General features: G+C 71.5%; 3 protein-coding genes. 2 read left to right on the forward strand and 1 reads right to left on the reverse strand.

The genetic code is table 11. From position 1 onward, the window contains the following. The coding region (locus C662_RS19480) for a hypothetical protein (protein ID WP_002934508.1) at window positions 1–348 on the reverse strand (348 nt) is incomplete at its 3' end. 266 nt (window positions 349–614) lie between these two features. Here C662_RS19480 and C662_RS19485 point away from each other — a divergent pair. Then, a complete protein-coding gene (locus tag C662_RS19485; protein ID WP_002934509.1) occupies window positions 615–1,115 on the forward strand; it encodes an RNA polymerase sigma factor in 501 nt (166 codons plus the stop codon). A gap of 1 nt (window position 1,116) precedes the next feature. Then, window positions 1,117–1,461: hypothetical protein (locus C662_RS19490; RefSeq protein WP_002934510.1), on the forward strand; the 345-nt coding region annotated here is incomplete at its 3' end.

Here is a 1,461-nt window from a genome sequence, read left to right on the forward strand (position 1 = left end):
AAAGCCGATGGCGCTGGCGCGATTCAGTGCCGCCTGGGTGGGGGCGAGCAGCAGCAATTCGTCGGCGATGAAGGTCTCACCGGCGATCGGCAGCGGGTCTTCCATCGGCTCGTAGGCGGCCTCGCCGCCCCCGCCGCCGTCACCACCCGCCCCTGCGCCGCCGCCTCCACCGTCGCCGCCATCGCCATCGCCGTCCCCGTCGCCATCATCCGCATGCGCGCTGACACCGACGACGAGGCCGTTCCACGGGGCAAGCTCGGCAAACGAGGCGCCATGAAGCACCAGGAGCAGCGCGAGGGCGCGCAAGCTGCCGCGCAGCGCGAGGGGAAGCCGATTGTGGGGGTTCATCGTGTTCCGATCCGAGTGGCTGAGTGGAAAGGCGGCCCCGCCTGCAGTGCCAGGCCGCGGTCCAGAACGCGCAGGGTGCATGCGATCCGAGTCGCCGGCCGAGGAGCCGGTTCCGCAGCGGTGTTAAGATCGCCGCGCCCCTGCCGCGTGCAGCGTTCGTCATCGACGGACCCTGCGCTTGAGGACAACGCTGAGACCGCGAGAATATTCCGCCACCAAGCGGGAATAAAGGGCGCCGCCCGCCGTTATCTACACAAGGAAAGCCCATGTCGGCCCCGGACCCGCGCGCCGAACTCGTCAGCCTGCTGCCGCGCCTGCGGCGCTTCGCCTTCGGCCTCACCGGCGACGCGCACGTCGCCGACGACCTCGTCCAGGCCGGCTGCCTGAAGGCGATCGAGCGCTGGCACCAGTGGCAGCCCGGCACCAGCCTGGCGAGCTGGATGTTCCGCATCCTGCAGACGACCTGGCTGGACGACTACCGCAGCCGCCAGCGCCAGCAGACCGAGGCCGACAGCGAGGCGCTCGAGGCGATCGCCGGCGAGGACGGGCGCCGGGTGGTCGAGGCGCGCAGCGATGCGCGCGTGGTGCGGCGGGTGATCGCCGAATTGCCGGAGGAGCAGCGGGTGGTGTTGATGATGATCACGGTCGATGGACTGTCTTACAAGGAAACCGCCGAGGCGCTCGGCGTGCCGATGGGCACGGTGATGAGCCGGCTCGCACGCGCCCGCGCCCGGCTGGCGGACGCCATCGGCGGCGAAGGAAGCTGACATGAAGATCGATGACGACACCCTGGTCGCCTACCTCGACGCCCAGCTCGGCAGCGACGCCGAGTACGAGGCGGTCGAGGACGCGCTCGCTGCGAGCCCGGCGCTGCGCGCACGCCTGCAGGCGCTGGCCGAGAGCGGCGAGCTGGCGCGCAAGGCCTTCGACGCCAAATTCGAGGAGGCGGTGCCGCCGCAGCTGATCGCCGCGATCATGAATGCGCCGCTGCCGCAGGCTGGCGCTTCCGCCACACACGCCGCCACACACGCCGCCGCGCAGGCCGCGGCCACGGGCGACACGCGCCAGGCCGCGCCCGAGCCCGCAGACGACGCCTCGCCGGCTGCGTCCGTA

Source organism: Thauera sp. 28 (genome assembly GCF_000310145.2).
Classification (GTDB): Bacteria; Pseudomonadota; Gammaproteobacteria; order Burkholderiales; family Rhodocyclaceae; genus Thauera; species Thauera mechernichensis.